Below are 20,515 nucleotides of genomic sequence, written 5' to 3' on the forward strand. Positions count from 1 at the left end.
GGTCGCCCAGCGGGGAGAGGGACAGCGGACAGATGGCATCACGACGGGACGAACTCAACGCCTACACCTTCGCGAAGCGAAGACTGGTCGCGCAGTTCCTCCAGCCGAATGCGACAGGTTCCGAGGAAAGCGCCCCCCGCCCTTTGCGTGCCGTGGTCCCCGGCGCCATCGTCGGCGTCGTCATTCTGGCGGTCTTCGGGGCTTGGGGAATGTTCAAGCCCGTCGCACCGAAGAACTGGGACGCGCCCGGTGAGAACGTCATCATCGCCAGCAAGTCGACGACCCGTTACGTGGTTTTGAGGACGGATGGGAAGACCCAGCTCCATCCGGTGCTGAACATGTCCTCCGCCAAGCTCCTTCTCGACCCTGACAAGGGCAAGGTCATCAACGTCGACGAGTCGGTGCTCGACAGCGGCAAGATTCCCCATGGCGCCACCCTGGGCATTCCGTACGCGCCCGACCGGCTCCCCGACGCGAAGCAGGCAGGTGCGGCGAAGCGGTGGGCGGTGTGCGAGCGGCCGGGCGAGGGCGGCCGGGCCATCCAGAAGGCGGCATTCGTCTTCGCCGAGCGTGAGCAGAACAAGACCGAGGGAAAGAACCGCCTGAGCGGCGGCGAGCTCATCTACGCCGAGGGCCCGGACAAGGTCCGTCACGTGATCAACGCCGCCGGGACCGCGTACCCGGTCGCGGACGACGAACTGCTCCTGCGCCAGCTGGTCGGCCAGGGACGGGCACCGCAACGGGTCTCCTCTGCGTGGCTGGACACTCTCCACAAGGGTGACAGGATCACCTTCCCGAAGATCCCCGGAGTGCCGGGAGAGGCCGCCGGTGTACCGGGTGAACTCGCACCAGAGGCGAACCGGGTCGGCATGGTCCTCACCGCCACCGACGGGACCAGGAACCAGCAGTACGTCGTCCTGCCCGGCCGGGTCGCCCCGGTGTCCGACCTGACCGCGAAACTCCTGCTCAACAGCAAGGACCTCATCGACCTCGGACAGGCCGGCCGGGCGAAGTCGGTGAGCGCCGCCGCCTTCCAGCCCGGTCAGGCGTTCGGCCAGGACAAGAAGTGGCCGCAACTCGCCCCGGAACCGGTCAACTCGGCGAGCACCGCGGAGGGCAGCCGCAACACCGTGTGCAACGTGCTGCGCAAGGTGGACGGGGACAACGGCGCCACCATCCTCAGCACCTGGGCCGGCACCGGCTTCCCGGCGACGCTTCCGACCGGTTCCAGCAGCGCCTATGTCACCCCCGGATCGGGCCAGCTCTTCCGGCAGTTCAAGGGTTCCACCACGGACGTCGGCTTCCTCTTCCTGGTCACCGACACGGGGCTGCGCTACGCGATGCAGTCCAATGGCGACACGACGGCCGACGACTCCGGCATCGGCGCCTCCGGTTCGGAGGAGGAGAGGCGACGGCGGCTCCAGGAGGCGAAGCAGGCCCAGAGCCGCCTCGGATACAAGGACGTGGACCCGCTCCCCGTGCCCGCAGCCTGGTCGTCCTTCCTGCCGACCGGACCCCGCCTGTCGACCGGCGCCGCCCGCCAGCCGCAGGGCTCGTGAGGACTGAGACTGACGTGACCTTCACCAAAAGGCGCCTGACCGCGGCCGCGGCCGCCACGGCGATCACCCTCATCGGCCTACCGAGCGCACCTGCCCTGGCCGACTCCCCGGGCCACTGCACCTACCCCGGAGAGAAGTACGAAGGCAGGCCGTGGGCGCTGCAGCGTGTCCTCCTCGACGAGCTGTGGAAGCAGTCCACGGGCAAGGGCGTGCGGGTCGCCGTCATCGACACCGGTGTCGACATCAAGCACCCGCAGCTCCGCCCCGCCGTCGACGCCGGGAGCGGCAAGAACCTGCTGCCCCCGGACTTGAAGGACGAGAACGGCAACAAGATCGAGCGCGGCAAGGAGAACGGCACCACGGACACCGTGGGCCACGGCACCAAGGTCGCCGGCATCATCGCCGCCCGACCGGCGAAGGGCACCGGATTCGTCGGGCTCGCTCCGGACGCCACGATCATCCCGATCCAGCAGAACGACGCCGACGGACACGGCACCGCGGAGACCCTGGCCCAGGCCATCGACTACGCGGTGGACCAAGAGGCAGGCGTCATCAACATCTCCCAGGACACCGCCAACGCCGTCGAGCCCACGCCCCTGCTCAAGAGGGCCGTCGACAGGGCTCTCGCCGAGGAGGTCGTGATCGTGGCCTCGGCGGGCAACGACGGCCTCGGCGGCAACGTCAAGAAGACCTACCCGGCGTCGTACGACGGCGTACTCGCCGTCGCCTCCTCGGACCGCAACAACGAGCGTGCCGCGTTCTCCCAGTCGGGCGACTTCGTCGGCATCGCCGCACCCGGTGTGGACATCATCACAACGGTGCCCGGCGGCGGCCACTGCGCCGACAACGGCACAAGCTTCTCCGCTCCCTACGTCGCGGCAGTCGCCGCCCTGGTCAAGAGCAAACACCAGGACTGGGAGCAGGAACAGATCGTCGCCCAGCTCCAGCAGACGGCGGAGCGCTCCACCGCGGGCCATGACCGACTCGTGGGATGGGGCGTCGTCGACCCGGTCCGCGCGTTGACGGAGGACGACAAGCCTCTCGACAAGCCGGTCGCCGGTGGCGGCGTGACCAACGTCGAGGCTCCCACCCCGGCCAAGCTGCACCTCGGCGAGACCCCGGACGAACGCAACGCCCGCCTCGCCACCTACGTGCTCGTGGGCGGCGGCGTCCTCGTCGCGGCCATCGCCGGCGGTGCGGTGGCCCTGCGGGACTCACGGCGCCGGTCGAGGCGGGCGACTCGGGCCGGAATGGTGTGACGGGAGCGACATCCGCCGGTTGCAACCGCACAGCCGCGGGCGGCGTCTCAGTCGGGAAACGTCGTAGGGGATAAGGCACTTGGGCCTGTCATAGCCAGTGACTAGAGTGGTTGCTACGCAATCGCCGGGACGGCGATCCACCGCGATCGCAATGTGTGACCAGGTGCAGCAAACGGGGAGGTACGGGCATCGTGCTCGAGGCAGTTGGTGGGGGCGGAGCAGGTGACCTCGAGCGCGGACTCGGCGCTCTGACGGATTTTCAGAAGAAGGTGCTCGGCCTTCTCACCGATCTCGAGGGCGGTGACGCCAGCGGCACCAAGGTCGCGGAAGCCACGGTCACGCGGGCGTCCTTCGGCATCGGAAGTTCCTTCGCGGAAGCCGACGGCTTCTACGAGCAGTACCAGCGAGTGCACCAGGCGGTGCTGTCGCTGTCCAAGCAGCTGAGCGACGAGATCGAGCTGCTTCGTATCGCCGTCCGCGGCGCGGACATCGGTTTCGACAACCTTGAGGAAGACCTCCGCTTGCAGTTCCACACGATCAAGGCCCGGCTGGACAAGGAACGCGACGGACAGGCGCAGGTTCAGGGGGAGACGAACGACTCCCAGACCGGTACGACGGACCTCAGGTGAGCAGCGATGAGCGATGAGAAGCAGCCCAAGCCGGAGCTGACGCCCGAGCAGCTCCAGTTCCGGGAGCAGGCGGAGCAGCAGCAGGACGTCAGCGAGATCAAGCAGCAGTACGCCGGTACGGACATGATGTACTGGCTGAACGACATACTGCCCTTCGGCCTGAACGTCAGCGTGAACTACCTCGGCACGTCGAACTTCGAGGGCCGGAAGCTCAACGAGATGCTCGATCTCCTGGAGAGCGCGAACCCGGCCGATCTGGAGCACGCCGGGGAGACCCTGGAGAAGGCTACGAAGGCCCTCAACAAGGCGGCCAAGGAGCTCAGCGACTTCGTCACGTCGACGGACTGGAAGGGCGAGGCATCCCTGGCCTTCGAGTCGTACGGCCAGTCACTCGTCACCTACGCCTGGGACGTCGGAAGGTACGCGAACGCCGTCGGCGCCCAGATGAAGGTCGCCAGCACGGGCCTGGCCTCGGTGCGCAATTCCAAGCCGCCGCGCGACGACAGGGCCGACCCGAAGAAGCCCGAGGCGTTCCCGGAGAAGGACAAGACGCCGGACAACCCGGAATACCAGAAGGCTGTCCAGGCGGAGAAGGACCGCCAGGAGGCCATCAACCTGATGAACCGTCTGGCGTCGTACTACACGGTGTCGCATGCGACGCTCGCCGGCCAGGAGATGCCGAAGCCGCCGAAGCGGCTGGACGTGGCGGTGCCGGAGCCGACCGCCGTGATCAAGGACGGAGGGAGCTCCAGCGCGGAAGCAGCATGGTCGGACTCCGCGCGGCAGGCTCCATCCCAGACGATCGGCACCAAGACCGAGACACAGGGGCATGATGTCGCGGCGCCCGCCCAGCGACGGGGTGTGACCGCACCGATTCATCCCTCGGATGTGTCGATGCAGATCGACACCGTCACAGCGCCCCCGTCCCTGACCACGGCTCCGAACACGCCGCCAGTCTCCCCCGCCACGGGCCCTCCGAACAGTCAGCATGGCCCGCTGCCGCCGATGCCGACCATGTCCGGACCCGCACGCACCCCAAACAGTCGCGTCGGCGGTCCTCCGATCACGCGGTCGACCGGAGGACCCGGCGTCGACAAGGTGGGACGCGCCGGTTCCACCCGGCATAGTCCTGCAGTCGGCCGTAGCGCCGGGCCGACTGGTGCGCCGCGTACCGGCGGGATCCCAGGCGAAGGACGTTCGGGTAGCCCCGTTGGACGCCCGACCGGCATGGGGTCCGGTGGTGCCCAGGCAGGGCGTGGCGGACAAACTGCCGGCCAGCCACCGATGGCAGGCCGAGCGGGTACGACAGGCCAGCCGGCCACAGGGCGTACTGGCAGTGGTCCTTCGACCGGCATGCGTGGCGGACGCAGCGAGGGCATCGTCGGAGGCACGCCACAGCGCACCGCTGGAGGGTCTGCCGCAGCGCGGATACCCAAGGGCACGGTCGTCGGTGGAGAGGCCCCGGCACAAGGACGTTCGCCGGCATCGAGGCCGGGCCAAACCGGCGTCACCGGAGCGAGCTCCGGAAATGCAGGTCAGCGCACGACCGGGCGGGGACCGGCCGGTGCCAACGGAGTCGTCGGCACTCCGCGCAATTCGGGGCAGAGACCCCGACCGGGCACCGGAGGCTACACAACCGGAGGCGCGGCTGTTCTAGGCGGTCGCCGCAATCAGCGGCAGTCCGGTGAAGACGAGCAGGAGCGCAGCGCGTCCGAACGACCGGATTATCTGGCGGAAGACGAAGAGACGTGGGCCGCCAGGCGGCGCGGACCCGTACCACCGGTCATCGACTAGGCGCACGGAAGGTTCGGAAGTCAGGATGACGGCACAAATGAGCCGACACAACAGGTCGTATTTGCTGCGGCGCGGACTGCTCGGCACAGTGGTTGCGGTTGGCGTGTGGAGTGTCGGCCTTGCGGGCTTTGCCCCTGCCGCGGTCGCGGCCGACGTGCGGTCGAGACAGTGGTACCTGGATGCCATGGGCGCCGAGGAGATTTGGAAGTCGGCGACGGGCAAGGGTGTCAAGGTCGCAGTCATCGACACTGGGGTAAATCCGAACACGCCTTCCTTGAAGGGCCAGGTCCTGAAGGGACAGGACGTCTCTGGCGCCAAGGGCGATGAGACAGATGACTATACGGGCCATGGGACAACCATGGCTGAACTGATCGCGGGTACAGGCGCCGGCGGTGGTCTCAAGGGCCTCGCCCCCGACGCCAAGGTCATTCCGTTCAGAATCAGCGACACAGAATTTCAGAACGAGAACAAGGTCAACGCATTCGACATGAATGACGCGATCACTGCCGCCGCGGACAGTGACGCACAGATCATCAATATTTCGATGGCCAACGACTTCTACGGCACTGATGAGCGTAAGGCTGTTGAGTACGCTGCCAGCAAAGGGAAGCTGCTCTTTGCTGGCACAGGAAACAGTGGCGACAAGGAAAATAAGCCGCAATATCCAGGTAGTTATGTCGCCGCTATTGGTGTCGCCGCCACCGGCCGAGACGGACGCGTGGCCAAGTACTCCCAGCACGGCGATTTTGTCGACATCGCCGCACCAGGCAGCGACATCCCGCACTGGTGCGACGAGACCTTCACAGCCTACTGCGACGGCGATGGGACCAGTTTCGCCACCGCCATCGCCTCCGCCTCCGCCGCTCTGATCTGGTCGGCCCACCCTGACTGGACGGCCAACCAGGTCCTCCGTGTCATGTTCGAGTCCGCCGGCCGTGGTGAGGACTGGAAGGAAGGCACGGTCAGTACCTACCTCGGCCACGGCATCGTGCGCCCCGGCGCCCACATCAACCGCGGCCTCGGCAAGCCGGGTGACCCGAACATCAGCCCGATCACCAACAAGCCGACCGGCGGCGGCTCTTCCGACCAAGCCGCACCCTCCAAGCCCTCTGCACCAGCTTCGTCACAGGCCCCCGAGGGCAAGCCCGGAGCCGATGCCGCCGTGGCAGGCTCCAGTACGAAGACTGAGGACGACAGCAGCCAACTGGGCGTCGTCATCGGTGGAGCTGCCGCCGTCGTCCTCGCAGGAGTCGCGTTCGCCGTCGTACGGAAGCGTCGAAGTGTCTGATCTGACCATTCAGGCGATCGCCTTGAATCCGGCGCCATCGTCAACGCCGAGTGGCGCACAACCGAGCCGGTCACAACCGTAGTCCAGAAGGGAAAACAAACTGTGTCACAGGGCCAGCGGCTTTCAGACCAGCAAGTAGTCGAGCTTCAGAAGGAGCTCTTCGACAAGTTCAACTCGCTCAAGGGTCAACTTCAGCAGATTCAGGGCACGATCGACAGCCTTGAGGGCCAGTGGAAGGGTATCGGCGCTGGCGCCTTCAACTCGAAGCAGGAAGAGATCAACACCTCCATGGTGCGTCTCGGCAACATCCTTGCGAAGTTCCTCGAGGCGACGAGCCAGTCGAGGAAGATCAAGGACGGCACGGAGGACGACGTCCGTGCTGCCGTGCAGAGCATCAACGTCGACCTCGGTGTCGGCACGACTGCGAAGTCGAACCTCAGCAGCCTCTAGTACCACTGGGCGGGCGGGCTCTCGGCATGCCAAGAGCCGAATGACAACAACAGGTGAGATGAGGGAATCATGGGCATGAACTCGCACGACGAGCTTGTCGTCAAGTACGGAGCTCTGGACGCGACGGCGACTGTGCTCGGTAACCAGGCCAAGAAGCTCGAAGAGGACCTGGCGGCCATCAAGAGGGCCATGGCTAGCGTTGCTGCCGGCTGGGAGGGCGAGGCGCACGCTGCCTACGTCCAGGAGCAGGTGAAGTGGGACAAGGAAGCCGCGGACATCCACCGGGCGCTCACGCAGATCACTCAGATCGTTTCCAACGCGGGCGGCGACTACATGGGTGGCGACAGGAAGGCCGCCGGCTACTTCGCCTGATGCGTCCCGCTGCAGTCGGCAACTGGAGACGCTGATCAGGGGTGGGCACGCGCGAGGGGTGCCCACCCCGAGTCGTGTCGACGGGCGGGCCCGCATTCGTAACTCGATGCGGACTCGACCTTCGGGTCAAAGCGACTTGGCGCCAATTGTTGGAGAGGCATCCGGGATCTTGGAAGGCAGGTCGCATCGAGCCGCCTCATGTGCAAAGCGCGCTGCACCCAGGGTCAGATTCACCAAGCGCTCTTCCAGTTTCGGCTGGTCCGAGTCAGTGTGATTCCTCAGGTTGACCACAACGCTGAGGCTGTAGCTGCCGCCCACAACGCTCCCTGGAGCTGAGCACGGGACGAGCACCGCCGCCTTTCCTCCCGCGATGACACCCATGTCCCCTGCCTTGAAGGATTTGGCGCGGGGTGCGAGTTCGTCTCCGATCCCCTCCGCTACCCAGCTCCGAGACGGCTCGGCGACCATCATCTGCGTCCGCGCGCTCAGCAGCACCGAACCTTCACCCCAGACCAGGCAGTCCGCGGTGAAGCTTGAACCGCCCTGTGCCACTGTCTTGCCGTCGACTTTGTCTTCGAAGGCGTAGTCAGATTTCTTGGGCAAGACGTCCTTCAGCGCCGCCACTGACGTCTTCTTGTTCCCCAGCGATTCACACACATTCTGGGCTTTGATGTCTCCGCGTCGCTCGAACGGGGGAGTTCCGGTGACGTAAGCGAGAACGGAGACCGCGCCCGCGATCGCGATGATCGCGATCGGAAGCACGAGCTTCATGGGGAGGTGTTTCACAGACTTACCCTTCCTTGTCCAACGCCTTGGGAACTCCCTGACCGTCGCAGAAGTCCGCGACGTTTGTCTTGGCGTTGTTGAACCCCTGCTCGGCGGCTGTGGCCGCTGCGGAGACGATATGCGGGGACGGGTTATTGGCGTGCTCGCCAGCCTTCTGCGCGGCTGCCTCGATGAGTGTGTAAGTGGACTCCCGAGTGTCGTTGATCTCCTTGCCGTTCCGGTAGATCACTTCATCGGTGCTGTCCTTCATCATTCCCTCGGTGAGTTTCCCGAGGATCTCGTTCGCCGCAGTTCCGGCGAGGCCGCCCGCGACAATTCCGCCCGGACCGGCGACAGGCGCTGTGGCCAAGCCGATGCCGATGCCGACTCCACTGCCCACCCAGGTAGTCGCATTCTTGAGAGAATCATTGAACTCCTGGTCCTTCGCGCCGCCCTCGACTTCGTTGGCGTACGCACGACCGGTCCCGATCGTTCCCTCTATCTCGCCGGCGACTCTGGCGATGTCCTCGATCGACTTCTTGAGATTGTCGGCCTCGCTGTAGTTCGGGTCCGACAGGTAGGCCCCGGGGTTGGCGAAGTGGTACTCCATCACCGATGTGGTGTAGCTGTGCTGCCCGGCGTTGATGGCCGCGTAGCCGTCGGGGTTCTGGCCCACCGTGTACAGGAACCGTGTGATGTCCTGCTCGCTCAGCGTGGCCCGGCTCCCGGCCTGAGGAAACAGATTCTCCTCGTTCTCCTTGCCTGGGTGCAGCCCCCTGTTGACGTCCGGCATGTACTCTGCTGCGATCTGGCCGAAGCTGTCCGACATGTAGCCGTGGTCGGTCAGGCGCTTCGGGTCCTCGGAGACCGACTGGAAAATGTCCTCGACCAGCTTCGCCTGCTCCGTGTTGTGGGCAGGTGTGTCAATTGTCGGCATCTCACCCGCCGGATGGCCGGTCGTCGCCGCCTCCAGGGCCAACGCCATGTTGTTGCGGCCGGCGATGCTGTCGTCGCCCTTGTCGGTTCGGTCCTCGGGCCAGTCCCGCTCCTCGAAGAGGTAGTCGAAGTTGCTGAGCGTCCTCCTGCCCATCTTTCCGTCGCCGTCCGTGTCATGCACGAATTCATGGTCTTCGTCCTTCGTGACGAAGTCGGCGTTGAAGAACTCGGTGGCGGCGTCGGGGCTGTTCGACAGGGCCTTCATGAAACCCGTCATCGGGTCGGACCCCGAGTCCGTTCCCGTCCGGTTCAGCAGCGGGTCCATGCCCAAGTGCTGCCAAGCCATCGGAGGACGGCTCCCGTTGTCCGTGAGCTTCTTCTCCGTCTCGATCAGCTTGGTGCCGTAGCTGTTGAGGAACTGGTCGTCGAAGTTGCCCCAGCGCATGAGGTTGCTCATCACCTGGAAACCCATGGTGGTGCTGTTCTTCGAGATGGGCTGGTCCCCGGCGCGAACCATGTCGCCCTTCCAGGTCCACATCTCTGCCGTGTCCGCCTGTGTGGCGGTGGCGAGCGTGAGGCTCAGGTGCTTCTGCAACTCGTCGTACTGTTCCACACGCTGGGAACCCAGATCGTATGCCATGCGCGGGTCGTTGATGCCCGCCCAGAAGTTCAGTGTGCCCTTTGCTCCGAGCGTGGTGGCGAAGTGCTCGGCGAACAATTCGTCGCCGGAGTACTTCTTCAGCCCCGCGTTGAGCGCGTCGAAGTCTGCCGGGGTGAGATCTTCCGGCTTCTTCTTTGCCAGGCCGGCGAGCCTCTCCGCCTCCTTCAGTGCGGCGTCCGCTGTGTCGCGGTCCGTGTACTTGGCGCCGGAAAAGCCGTAGTCGGCAAGGTCCACCAACGCCTTGAGCGCCTTCGAGGCGGAGTTGTCTATCTCCGTGGCCTTGTTCAGGATGCCTTGAAGTTCGTCGCGGAGTCCGGTGACGTCCGTCTCGCCGTTGGGTGCCTCCTTGTCCGGGTTCTCCCGGACGGTGAAGCCGCCGCCGCTCGGGGTGACGGTCAGGTTCTTGCCGCGCCCTCGTTCGATGGCCTCTTTAAGTAGTCGCTGCTGGGTCTTCAGCTCATCGCGCGTGTCCCTCAGGATGTTGTGGATGGATGTCGCCTGCGTATGGGCATCGCCGAATTCACCAGCAGTCTTGAGTATGAACTCCCGCGAAACTGCCGCGTTGTAGCCGGCCCAGTTTGCCTTACTTGCTTTACCCTGCAGGCCGTCTCGAGCGTCCGTCTCGAGTGTCTTCAGCTTGGTGAGCATGCTCGACCAGTCGGTGACCAGGTCGTCGAGCAGGCTGAACTTGGCGGAGTGAAGGTCTTCGAAGTCCATCGGTCGTTTTCCTCAGTCCTTCTCGTCCTTCTTGTTCTTCTCGCCGTAGATCCCGTTCTTCTCGCCTCGCGGGGCGTACGACTCGTCGAATCCGCTGTCGAGGGTGTGGATGCTGCTCACGTGGCGCTCGATGAAGATCTCGTCACCCGCGTGAGCGTTCTTCGTGAAGTCCATGTGGTTCGAGATGAGCGCGCAGGCGTCCATGACCGAACCGAGCTGCTTGTCCCACCGGGAAGAGACGTGCGTCAAGGCCCCGCCGAGGGCGAAGCCCTGGCTCGTGAGGTCGCTGCCCGTGGAGTAGGTGTCAGCGACGCGTGCTTCCTTCCAGAGCCGGTTGTAGAGCTTGAACGCCTCGTCACCGATGGCCGCCAGGTCCTTCTGGTGGACCTGAAGGTCCCCTGTCGGGTTGCCGGCGTTCGGCCGGTCCTCCTCCGGCAGACCGTTCAGCTGCATCTGCGTCGACGACTGCTGCTCAGCCGCCGATGCCTTCAACTGTTCCCACTCGTCCCAGGCCATGTGTTTGCCCTTCCCCTCGTAGGTCGGGCGCCGGAGCGGCACCCGACAAGGCCGTTGTCACTCCTGCGTGCACTCCCCGTCCGCGACGTCCGCCCGCAGGTCGAACCAGACAGGTCCCAGGTGATCCGGAACCGGCTGCTCCGGGGAGGGCTCGGCCGTCACGGTCAGGCAGACGGTGGCGTTTTCGCCGCTCACGTCGTAGCGCTCCTCATTGCCGTCCGGCTTCAGCGGGCCCGAACGCCATGCCGGCCAAGCGGTGGGGTCGTCGCTTTCAGGGCCGCGGAGTTCAGGGTCGATGTAGTCGTCCCAGGACCCGTCCTCCTCGCCCGGCACCGACGGCTTCGTCGCGCCGTCCAGCGCCTCGGCCACCGACCGGATTCGTTCGAGCAGCTCGTCGTGGTCGATCCGGTCCGGTGTCACGAGGCGGTACGCGGAGAACGAACCCCAGAACGCCATGGCCGCGACCGCGAAGCACAGCACACGATGGAGGCGGAAGCCGGCCCCGGACGGCTCGTGGGCCGCCGGATCGGCGTACCGGCGCGCCTGGAAGCGCCACCGGATCGCGCGATGGTTGGCGAACCCCAGTGCCACGAACGCGAGGCCGAACACCACCATGAGGACGGCGATCGCCTTCATGCCGCCTGCCTCCCCGCACGCGCCTTCGGTATGGGAGAACCGTGCGGAAACAAGGCCCCGAATCGCCGGCAGCCGCTCACTCCGGGTCCCCCAGCCAGCCCGTCTGCACCAGAGGCGTGCCCCGCTGCCGGGAGAGGAAGAAGCCCCGGCCGGGAGGCATCGGCCGCATCCGCGCACCGAGTACCTCGCCCTCGTGCGGGTCGCCGGAGAGCAGCATGCCCTGTGCGCCGAGTTCAGTCATGCGCTGCATGAAGGGCTCGTACGCGGAGCGGCTCGCACCCGCGCTGTTGCGGGCGATGATGAAGCGGACGCCCACGTCCCGGGCGAACGGCAGGTGCTCGGTGAGCTTGGCCAGCGGGTTGCCGCTCGACGTGGACACCAGGTCGTAGTCGTCGACCACGACGTAGACGTACGGGCCCTGCCACCAGCTCCGGTCGCGCAGCTGCTGGGCCGTGACGTCCGCGGACGGGGTGCGGCGCTGCATGAGCTCCGCGAGCGCGTCCACGTGGTGGTCCATGTTGTTGGACATGGGGACGTACTCGGCCAGGTGGGTGGCGGGGGTGACGTCCAGCAGTGCACGCCGGTTGTCGATCACGAAGAACTTGGCGGCGTTCCCGTCGTACCTCTCCGTCAGCTGCTTGATGAGAAGCCGCAGAAGGTTCGACTTGCCGGACTCGCTCTCACCGAACACCAGGAAGAACGGGTCGCGGTCGAAGTTGGCGAAGACGGGTTCCAGATTGTCCTCGTCGATGGCGAACGCCACTCCGCGCCACGGCTCCGCGGCTCCCGTGGGAAGGCTCTGCGCCGGCAGTTCTCGGGGCAGCAGACGAACCTTCGGGGCGGCGGGACCGGTCCAGTGGCGATTGATCTCCTGGCCCATCGCGGCAGTGGCCTCGGAGAGGTCGCTGTCGGAGTTGATGGAGTCGATGCGCGGCACGGCCGCCATGAAGTGCAGCTTCTCCGGTGTCAGACCGCGGCCGGGCACGCCGCTGGGGACGTTGACGGCGATCTTGCGGTCCACCTCGGAGTCCATGGTGTCGCCGAGGCGCAGCTCGAGCCGGTTCATCAGGTGGTCCTTGAGGTTGGAGCGGACCTCCATCGAACGCGAGGCAGTGACGATCACATGGATGCCGTAGCCGAGGCCGCGCGCCGCCATGTCCACGACCGCTTGCTCGAGACCTTCGTAGTCCGCTCGGAAGTTGCCCCAGCCGTCGACGACCAGGAACACGTCACCGTGGGGCTGCTCCTCGACGGAGATGTCACCGCGGGCCCGCAGCCGGCGGTACGTGGCGATGGAGTCGATGCCCGCGCTGCGGAAGTACTCCTCACGGCGGGCCATGATGCCGAACACCTCGGCGACGGTGCGCCGCACCTTCTCCGGATCGAGGCGCGACGCCACCCCGCCCACATGCGGCAGCCCGGCAATCGCCGACAGGCCGCCGCCACCGAAGTCCAGACCGTAGAACTGGACCTCGTGCGGTGTGTGCGTCAGCGCGAAGGCCGCGACGAGAGTACGCAGCAAGGTCGACTTGCCCGACTGCGGGCCGCCGACGATCTGCATGTGGCCGGCGGCACCCGAGAAGTCGCGGTACAGGGTGTCCCGGCGCTGCTCGAAGGGCTTGTCGACCACGCCCAGCGGTACGACGAGCCGCCCCGCGCCCTCGTAGCCCTGCTGCGTCAGGCCCCGGCCCGCCACGCCGCTGAGCCCGGGCAGGAGTTCGTCGAGCGACGGCGGGTTGTCCAGCGGCGGCAGCCATACCTGGTGCGCTTCGGCGCCGCGGCCCTCCAGCTTGCGCACGATCACGTCCAGGACCGTGTCGGCGAGTGCGTCGTCCTCCGGCCTGCGGGCGTCGGGCACGCGGGCCTGCGTGGTGGGCTCGACGTAGCGCACGGGCACGGGCGCCGCGGTGAACGGCACCGGCCGGCGGTCGACCGGCAGCGCGCCCCCGGAGTCCGCGCCGCGGTGGCTGCCCGCGCGGTACACCCCGGAGACGTAGGCGGCCTTGAACCGGACCATCTCGTCCGTGCCGAACTTCAGGAAGCCGGAACCGGGGACGTTGGGAAGTGTGTAGGCGTCCGGCACGCCGATGGCGGCGCGTGACTCGGCCGCGGAGAACGTGCGCAGACCGACCCGGTACGAGAGATACGTCTCCAGGCCGCGCAGCCGGCCTTCCTCGAGGCGCTGCGAGGCGAGCAGCAGGTGAACGCCCAACGAACGGCCGATGCGGCCGATCTGCACGAACATCTCGATGAAGTCCGGCTTGGCGGTGAGCAGTTCGCTGAACTCGTCGATGACCAGGACGAGGGACGGGATGGGCTGCAGCGCGGCACCCGCGGCGCGCGCCTTCTCGTAGTCGTGGATGTTGGCGTAGTTGCCGGCGTCGCGGAGCATCTCCTGCCGCCGGTTGAGCTCGCCGCGGATCGAGTCGCCCATGCGGTCGACCAGCGTCAGGTCGTCCGCGAGGTTGGTGATCACTGCGGCGACGTGCGGCATCTGGGACATGCCGGCGAACGTGGCACCGCCCTTGAAGTCGGCGAGTACGAAGTTGAGCGTCTCCGAGGAGTGCGTCACGGCAAGGCCGAGGACGAGGGTGCGCAGGAGTTCCGACTTGCCGGAACCGGTGGCACCCACGCACAGCCCGTGCGGCCCCATGCCTTCCTGGGCGGCCTCCTTGAGGTCCAGCATGACCGGCGCGCCGTCCTCGCCGACGCCGATCGGCACGCGGAGGCGCTCCGACTGCGAGCGGGGCCGCCATGTGCGGCTGACGTCGACGGATGACGCGTCGCCGAGGTTGAGGAGGTCGGTGAACTCCAGGTTGGCCAGCAGCGGTTCGTCGTCGTCCCCGCCCGTGGCCACGCGCAGCGGAGCCAGCTGCCGGGCGAGCGCTTCCGCCGCCTCGAGACTGAGCCGGTCGGGGGAGCCGTCGTAGACGAGGCCGTGGCCGGAGACCAGTTGCAGGGAGTCGGGATGGACGACCACCGACAGGCCGCCGCGCGCTCCGGTGAGCTCCCCGGGCACGATCTCGATGAGGGTGACGCCCTGAAGGCCCTCCGCCGCGGCGAGCGCCGACATGGCAGGGACCGACTGGCCGTCGAGTACGACGACGATGTGGGGCTGGTCCAGGAGCGGGTGGTTGCCGCCCTGGAAGCGCGGGCGGCCTTCGAGGCGTGCGGCGAGCATGTCCTGCAGGTCGCGTGAGTCGGTGGTGATGAAACGCCTGCTCCCCGCGCCGTCGCCCGGCCCGGGAGCCTGGACATGGGGCAGCCACTTGGCCCATTCCCACTGCGCGACCTCGCCCGGGCCCGCGGCGACGGCGATGACGAGGTCTTCGGGGGAGTGCAGCGAGGCGAGGGAGCCGACCATCGATCGTGCGGCCGACCGTACGGACTCGGCGTCACCGCTGACCGTCAGGTGGTAGAAGGCGCGCAGTGAGACGGCCATCGGCAGGCCGTCCAGGGTGCTGTGCGATGTCAGGAAGTGCTGCATCGCTCCCGCCGTGAGCGGTTCCAGGTCGTCGACCGGCGCGGTCTCCGCGGCGATCAGCGGGGTGGCGAGCTGCTGGCTGCCCAGGCCGATACGTACCTGCGCGAAGTCGTCGTCGCCGATACGGCGCTCCCACACGCGGCTGCCCTCTGCGACGAGGGCCCACAGCTGCTCCGGCGAGGGATGCAGATAGAACTGGGCGTCCCGCTGGAGGCGCGCGGTCCTCAGTACGGTGCGGCGGGTCTGGTTCAGGTACTTCAGATAGTCGCGTCGCAGGTCCGCGAGTTGGCCCTGTGTGCCGCGCCGGTAGCGGACCAGCATCGCGATCGCCATCGCGACCGTCGAGGCGATCATCACCATGCCCATGATCCGCATGATCGGATTCGGGGTCATGAAGAAGAAGACGACGGAACCGCCCATACCGAGCATCGGCAGCAGCTGCATCAGCGCACCCTCCTGCTGGCCTCGCGGCAGCTCGGGCGGGGGTTGCAGTTGCACCTGCTCGCCGGGCACTTCGGACGGCAGGGCCCGTGGTGGGCGCTTGACGACGATCTGACTCACAGCTCACCAATTCCCTTGCCGGACGGAAATGTTCCTATCGGCGCCCCCGTGGCGACGGGTTCCATCCGCGGGGAGGGATCCTACTTGCGTAGGCGGTGACGGGCGGGCGGTAGGGTGGCGCGACGTGTTTGCGTAACGATGAACTACCGCAAAAAAAGGGTCATTCGGAGCGCAATGCCGGTGCCTGCGATCCGACCGCCCGGCATACGATCCGTACGATCCACCTCCCAGGCCCAGGATCGACGAGAACCACGAGGGGAAGCAGCAGGTGAGTATGACGGCCCCAGCCGCGGCCATCGGAACCGGCCGGCCCGCTCCCGCGGCCCCGTCCGGCGGCGGAACCGGCTTCTGCCGGGTCACGGTCGTCGCGCCGGACGGCCGCGTCGACGTCGCGTTGCCCGAGGACATTCCCGTCGCCGACCTCTACCCCGAGATTCTGCGTCTCTCGGGGCAGAGCCCCTCGCCGGGCGCCCCCGTGGGATACCACCTCGTCCGTCGTGACGGCAGTGTGCTGGACGGGTCCCGCTCGCTGGCCGCCCAGCGCATCCTCGACGGTGAGCTGCTGTCCCTGCGCCCCTTCTCCGAGTCGTTGCCCCCGGCCGTTTTCGACGACGTCGCGGACGCCGTGGCCTCCGCCGTCGCCCGTGACCGGACCCTGTGGACCGACGGCCTGATGCGTGCGTCCGGCCTGTTCGGCGGGTCGGTGCTGCTGGTGCTGCTCGCCTTCGTGCTGTGGACGGCCGACCCTCGCCACGACATGCACGGCCTGCCCGGGATCCTGGCCGCAGTGGCCGGCGTCCTGCTGCTGGCGCTCGCGGGTGTACGGGCCCGCGTGTACGACGACCGCGGCTCGGCCGTCGCCCTCGGCGCCGGTGCCATGGCGAACGCCGCTGTCGCGGGGGCGGGGCTCCTGCCGCTCGCCCAGGGGCAGGGCATCGGGAAGCTGCAGTTCCTGCTCGCCTGCGCGGCCGTCCTGGTCGTCTCCGTGATCCTCACGATCGTCTCTCCGGGTGGAGACGGCCCCTTCGTGGCATTCGTCTTCGCCTCCGTCGTCGGGCTGCTGGTGACCTTCGTCGCAATCATGACGGGGATGACCCCGAGCGAGACGGCCGCGGTGTGCGCCCCTGTCTCTGTGGGGTCGCTCGCCTTCCTGCCCGGGCTCTCGACCCGCTTCGCCCGTCTTCCCATCGGTTTCGAACCGCCCCGGACGACGGTCGGTGACTACGGGGACGACCCCGCGCCCCAGGGGCCCGTCGACGCCAGGCGGATCGCTGCCCAGGCCCGGCGCGGCCACGAGCTGCTGCTCGGTCTCGTGGGTGGCTGCGCGCTCGTGGCTGTGGGCTCCGCCGCGGTTCTGGGCTTCTCGGACAACGTCTGGGGGCAGTTGCTGGCCCTGGCCACCGGCGTCGCCATGCTGATGCGGGCCCATCTGTTCCGCTACACGACCCAGGTGGGGTGCGCTCTCGCGGCCGGACTCGGCGCGCTGGTGCTGCTCGGTCTGGGGCTCGCGCTGAACCCGCCCGCAGCCTTGTTCCGCGATGCGCTGCAGGGAGACTCCGGGGCGCTGGACATCCGTACCGTCTGGCTCACCGCGGCGATCGCCGGGGTCGCCGCACTGATCGTCGCGATCGGGCTGATCGTGCCGCTCAAGGGAGTCACCCCGTTCTGGGGGCGCTTTTTGGAGATCGCGGAGACCTTCGTGCTGCTGACGCTCGTACCGCTCTGCCTCGCCGTCTTCGACGTCTACCACTCCATCCGGGCGCTGACGTCTTAAACGGGCTGGTACGCTGTGTGACGGCCGTTTGTGTACGCGCCCCGGATCATCCGGGTGCTGCGCCCATCGGCCTTCGCCTCCGAGTCACGGAAGCTCCCCTGAGACAGAGACCAGGGGCACTCGTGGGCGCATCGAAACACCATGAGGAGTACCGAGTGTCTCTCGACGCCGCTACGAAGAAGCAGATCATCGGCGAGTTCGGCACCAAGGAGGGCGACACCGGCTCCCCCGAGGTCCAGGTCGCGATGCTCTCCCGCCGTATCTCGGACCTGACCGAGCACCTCAAGACGCACAAGCACGACCACCACTCCCGTCGTGGTCTGCTGATCCTGGTCGGTCAGCGCCGCCGTCTGCTGCAGTACCTGGCCAAGAAGGACATCCAGCGCTTCCGTGCGCTGGTCGACCGGCTCGGTATCCGCCGCGGTGCGGCCGGCGCCAAGTAAGTCGCCGTGAAGGGAGCGGTTCCCGTACTGAGGGGGCCGCTCCCTTTGCCGTACTCGCCGTACCTGCGGCACCCGCCGTTACCCCGTACCTGCCGCACACGCTGCTGTACGTGCGCGATGTGCCGGACGCCAATTAGTCTGGTCGCACAACGACACACCCCATGAGCGAGAAGCCGCCTCCTCGCCGCCGGTCCTCGGTAGTGGCCCCCGGGCATCATCCCCGGGTGCTTCGATCGAAGACCGGCCCGCACCCAAGGCGCTTCTCCTCCACCACCGTCCCCGGCCACACGGGCCGGCGGACGAAAAGACGAACACGTAGGAGAAACCCATAGTGGAGAACGAGACCCACTACGCCGAGGCCGTCATCGACAACGGCGCCTTCGGCACCCGCACCATCCGCTTCGAGACGGGCCGCCTGGCCAAGCAGGCCGCCGGTTCCGCCGTGGCGTACCTGGACGACGACACGATGGTGCTGTCGGCGACCACCGCCTCCAAGAGGCCCAAGGACCAGCTCGACTTCTTCCCCCTCACGGTGGACGTCGAGGAGCGGATGTACGCAGCCGGCAAGATCCCCGGCTCCTTCTTCCGTCGTGAGGGCCGGCCCTCCGAGGACGCGATCCTCACCTGCCGCCTGATCGACCGGCCGCTGCGCCCCTCCTTCAAGAAGGGCCTGCGCAACGAGATCCAGATCGTCGAGACGATCATGGCGCTCAACCCCGACCACCTGTACGACGTGGTCGCCATCAACGCCGCCTCCTGCTCCACGCAGCTCGCCGGCCTGCCCTTCTCCGGCCCGATCGGCGGCACCCGTGTCGCGCTGATCAAGGGCCAGTGGGTCGCCTTCCCGACGCACACCGAGCTCGAGGACGCCGTCTTCGACATGGTGGTCGCCGGTCGCGTCCTGGAGGACGGCGACGTCGCGATCATGATGGTCGAGGCCGAGGCCACCGAAAAGACGATCGAGCTCGTCAAGGGCGGCGCGGAAGCGCCGACCGAGGAGGTCGTCGCCGCCGGTCTCGAGGCCGCGAAGCCCTTCATCAAGGTCCTGTGCAAGGCGCAGTCCGACCTCGCCGCCAAGGCTGCCAAGCCCACCGGCGAGTTCCCGGTCTTCCTCGACTACCAGGACGACGTCCTGGAGGCGCTCACCGCCGCCGTCAAGAGCGAGCTCGCCCAGGCGCTCACCATCGCCGGCAAGCAGGAGCGCGAGACCGAGCTCGACCACATCAAGGAGCTCGCCGCCGAGAAGCTTCTCCCGGCCTTCGAGGGCCGCGAGAAGGAGATCTCGGGCGCCTACCGCGCGCTGACCAAGAAGCTGGTCCGCGAGCGGATCATCAAGGACAAGGTCCGCATCGACGGCCGCGGCATCACGGACATCCGTACGCTCGCCGCCGAGGTCGAGGCCATCCCGCGCGTGCACGGCTCCGCGCTGTTCGAGCGTGGCGAGACCCAGATCCTGGGCGTCACCACCCTGAACATGCTGCGCATGGAGCAGATGCTGGACACCCTTTCCCCGGTGACCCGCAAGCGCTACATGCACAACTACAACTTCCCGCCGTACTCCGTCGGTGAGACCGGCCGTGTGGGTTCGCCCAAGCGCCGCGAGATCGGCCACGGCGCGCTCGCCGAGCGCGCCATCATGCCGGTGCTGCCGACGCGCGAGGAGTTCCCCTACGCGATCCGCCAGGTGTCCGAGGCTCTCGGCTCCAACGGCTCGACGTCCATGGGCTCGGTCTGCGCCTCCACCATGTCGCTGCTGAACGCCGGTGTGCCGCTGAAGGCCCCCGTCGCCGGTATCGCCATGGGCCTGATCTCCGAGGAGATCGACGGCAAGACGCACTACGTGGCCCTCACCGACATCCTCGGTGCCGAGGACGCGTTCGGTGACATGGACTTCAAGGTCGCCGGTACGAAGACCTTCGTCACCGCGCTCCAGCTCGACACCAAGCTCGACGGCATCCCCGCCTCGGTCCTGGCCGCCGCGCTGAAGCAGGCCCGTGACGCCCGCCTCCACATCCTCGATGTGATGAACGAGGCCATCGACGTCCCGGACGAGATGTCCCCGAACGCCCCGCGGATCATCACCGTCAAGATCCCCGTGGACAAGATCGGTGAGGTCATCGGCCCCAAGGGCAAGATGATCAACCAGATCCAGGAGGACACCGGCGCCGACATCACGATCGAGGACGACGGCACCATCTACATCGGTGCCGCCCAGGGCTCGCAGGCCGAGGCCGCCCGCGCCACGATCAACGGCATCGCCAACCCGACCATGCCGGAGGTCGGCGAGCGCTACCTGGGTACGGTCGTCAAGACCACCACCTTCGGTGCCTTCGTCTCCCTCATGCCCGGCAAGGACGGTCTGCTGCACATCTCGCAGATCCGCAAGCTCGCCGGCGGCAAGCGCGTGGAGAACGTCGAGGACGTCCTGGCCGTGGGGTCCAAGGTCCAGGTCGAGATCGCCGAGATCGACTCGCGCGGCAAGCTCTCCCTCATCCCCGTGGTCGAGGGCGAAGAGGGCGACGACACGAAGGACGACACCGACAAGTGACGTCCCGTAGTCCGCAGGCGAGGGGCCCCCCCGCCGGCGGGGGGGGGGGCGGGGGCCCGGCCCCACCAACACGCAAAGGGCACGGACGGCACGGGCCCCGGCCGCGCCCCCCCCCCCCCCGCG

15 protein-coding genes are annotated in these 20,515 nt (G+C 67.4%); 10 read left to right on the forward strand and 5 right to left on the reverse strand.

What is annotated here, in order from left to right; all coding sequences use genetic code 11:
- Positions 1–32: 32 nt before the first annotated feature.
- From eccB to AB0903_RS29225, 7 genes are all read left to right on the forward strand, one after another.
- Entirely contained in the window at positions 33–1,559 is a 1,527-nt protein-coding gene (eccB, locus tag AB0903_RS29195) for a type VII secretion protein EccB (protein ID WP_366707722.1), read from the forward strand.
- A 14-nt stretch (positions 1,560–1,573) separates the two neighbouring features.
- Complete coding sequence (gene mycP, locus AB0903_RS29200) at positions 1,574–2,818, forward strand: type VII secretion-associated serine protease mycosin (protein ID WP_366707723.1); 1,245 nt, start codon at positions 1,574–1,576, stop codon at positions 2,816–2,818.
- 191 nt (positions 2,819–3,009) lie between these two features.
- Positions 3,010–3,447, forward strand: coding sequence for a hypothetical protein (locus AB0903_RS29205; protein WP_366707724.1), 438 nt, complete (start codon positions 3,010–3,012; stop codon positions 3,445–3,447).
- 6 nt (positions 3,448–3,453) lie between these two features.
- Positions 3,454–5,241: a hypothetical protein gene (locus AB0903_RS29210; RefSeq protein ID WP_366707725.1), complete on the forward strand. Its 1,788-nt coding sequence runs from the start codon at positions 3,454–3,456 to the stop codon at positions 5,239–5,241.
- A 37-nt stretch (positions 5,242–5,278) separates the two neighbouring features.
- Complete coding sequence (locus tag AB0903_RS29215; RefSeq protein ID WP_366707726.1) at positions 5,279–6,529, forward strand: S8 family serine peptidase; 1,251 nt, start codon at positions 5,279–5,281, stop codon at positions 6,527–6,529.
- A 102-nt stretch (positions 6,530–6,631) separates the two neighbouring features.
- On the forward strand, positions 6,632–6,979 hold the full coding sequence (locus AB0903_RS29220) for a WXG100 family type VII secretion target (RefSeq protein WP_366707727.1): 348 nt from the start codon (positions 6,632–6,634) through the stop codon (positions 6,977–6,979).
- A gap of 69 nt (positions 6,980–7,048) precedes the next feature.
- Complete coding sequence (locus AB0903_RS29225; protein WP_366707728.1) at positions 7,049–7,351, forward strand: WXG100 family type VII secretion target; 303 nt, start codon at positions 7,049–7,051, stop codon at positions 7,349–7,351.
- Positions 7,352–7,477: 126 nt separating this feature from the next.
- On the opposite strand, the gene AB0903_RS29230 is transcribed toward AB0903_RS29225, so the two are convergent.
- The 5 genes from AB0903_RS29230 to eccCa form a co-directional block, all read right to left on the reverse strand.
- Positions 7,478–8,122, reverse strand: coding sequence for a hypothetical protein (locus tag AB0903_RS29230; RefSeq protein ID WP_366707729.1), 645 nt, complete (start codon positions 8,120–8,122; stop codon positions 7,478–7,480).
- 19 nt (positions 8,123–8,141) lie between these two features.
- Complete coding sequence (locus tag AB0903_RS29235; protein WP_366707730.1) at positions 8,142–10,430, reverse strand: DUF6571 family protein; 2,289 nt, start codon at positions 10,428–10,430, stop codon at positions 8,142–8,144.
- A 12-nt stretch (positions 10,431–10,442) separates the two neighbouring features.
- Entirely contained in the window at positions 10,443–10,946 is a 504-nt protein-coding gene (locus AB0903_RS29240; RefSeq protein WP_366707731.1) for a hypothetical protein, read from the reverse strand.
- A 57-nt stretch (positions 10,947–11,003) separates the two neighbouring features.
- Entirely contained in the window at positions 11,004–11,582 is a 579-nt protein-coding gene (locus tag AB0903_RS29245) for a hypothetical protein (protein WP_366707732.1), read from the reverse strand.
- Positions 11,583–11,658: 76 nt separating this feature from the next.
- Entirely contained in the window at positions 11,659–15,627 is a 3,969-nt protein-coding gene (gene eccCa, locus AB0903_RS29250; RefSeq protein ID WP_366707733.1) for a type VII secretion protein EccCa, read from the reverse strand.
- A 274-nt stretch (positions 15,628–15,901) separates the two neighbouring features.
- Here eccCa and eccD point away from each other — a divergent pair, with 274 nt between their 5' ends.
- The 3 genes from eccD to AB0903_RS29265 all read left to right on the forward strand — a co-directional run bounded on the left by eccD (position 15,902) and on the right by AB0903_RS29265 (position 20,392).
- Positions 15,902–17,401, forward strand: coding sequence for a type VII secretion integral membrane protein EccD (eccD, locus tag AB0903_RS29255; RefSeq protein ID WP_366707734.1), 1,500 nt, complete (start codon positions 15,902–15,904; stop codon positions 17,399–17,401).
- A gap of 155 nt (positions 17,402–17,556) precedes the next feature.
- Positions 17,557–17,844, forward strand: coding sequence for a 30S ribosomal protein S15 (rpsO, locus tag AB0903_RS29260; protein WP_361949808.1), 288 nt, complete (start codon positions 17,557–17,559; stop codon positions 17,842–17,844).
- A 331-nt stretch (positions 17,845–18,175) separates the two neighbouring features.
- On the forward strand, positions 18,176–20,392 hold the full coding sequence (locus AB0903_RS29265; protein ID WP_366707735.1) for a polyribonucleotide nucleotidyltransferase: 2,217 nt from the start codon (positions 18,176–18,178) through the stop codon (positions 20,390–20,392).
- The last annotated feature ends 123 nt before the right edge of the window (positions 20,393–20,515 follow it).

Source organism: Streptomyces sp. NPDC048389 (assembly GCF_040706335.1).
Lineage (GTDB): Bacteria > Actinomycetota > Actinomycetes > Streptomycetales > Streptomycetaceae > Streptomyces.